Annotated in this window: 1 protein-coding gene; it reads right to left on the reverse strand. The window is 74.4% G+C overall.

Features of this window, described 5'->3' with window-relative positions; translation table 11 throughout:
* Positions 1–68: 68 nt before the first annotated feature.
* Positions 69–788, reverse strand: a complete 720-nt coding sequence (locus FOE67_RS26880) for a TetR/AcrR family transcriptional regulator (RefSeq protein WP_182667421.1) — start codon at positions 786–788, stop codon at positions 69–71.
* Between the last annotated feature and the right edge of the window lie 213 nt (positions 789–1,001).

Below are 1,001 nucleotides of genomic sequence, written 5' to 3' on the forward strand. Positions count from 1 at the left end.
GTGCGCGCGGGGTGGGGCGGTTGTCGATCCGGCGGACGGTCCGGGGCGGTGGGGCCGCCCCCGACCGGTCAGCGGTCGGCGGGTTCCTCCGGGGGGGCCGGAGCGGACCCGTCGGTTCGGGAACGGCCGGGGTCGGGGCCCCCGGGCTCGTTCCGCCGGCTGTCATCGGGGCCGTCGGGAACCCGGAGTCCGAGCGCCGGGATGACGACCGCGTCGATGAAGCGGTCGAGGTACTCGGCGTCGGCGTGGGTGCCCTCGAAGAGCGGCCGGGTCATGATGGCGCCCATGAAGGCGTGCACGAGGTAGTCGGTGGCCGGGACCCGGGGCGCGATCTCGCCGCGTCCCTCCGCCCGGTGCAGGGCGATGGTCAGCACGTCGGTCTCCGGCTCGACCAGCACCTCGCGGACGGCGCGCAGCAGTTCGGCGTCGCGCTGACCGGCGTGGAGCAGGGCGTGCAGCAGCCCGGTGCTCTCCTCGGAGTCGGCGGCGACCCGTCGGGCCATCTCCCGGATGTCCCCGAGGAGGGTTCCGGTGTCGATGTCCGCGAGGGTCGTGCGCTTGTTGTGCCGCAGGGCCGCGACGACGAACTGCGCCTTGGTGCCCCACTGACGGTAGAGGGTGGCCTTGCTGGCCCGGGTGCGGGCGGCGACGGCGTCCATGGTGAGGGCGTCGTAACCGCGCTCGCGGAGCAGTTCCAGCACCGCCTCGTACAGCTCCCGCTCCCGTTGCGGGGTGAGCTTGCCCCGACCGGCGGTGCGCGGCGCGACGGCCGCGGACTCTCCCGACATGGCGCGTGCCTCCCGAGGGGTGCGGAACGGATGGGGCGGGCTCCGCCGCCGGTCCCCGTCGCGCGGGGCGACGGGCACGGATCGGCGGGGAACGCCCTCGTGCACGAGCAGCGTAGCCGGCACCCTCTGCGAAACGCAAGCGGATCGAAACGTGACCGTTCTCATTCGGTCGGAGGTGATTCACCGGGGGATGACGGGGCCCGGGCGGGGAAG

It is taken from the genome of Streptomyces calidiresistens, from assembly GCF_014141525.1.
Lineage (GTDB): Bacteria > Actinomycetota > Actinomycetes > Streptomycetales > Streptomycetaceae > Streptomyces > Streptomyces calidiresistens.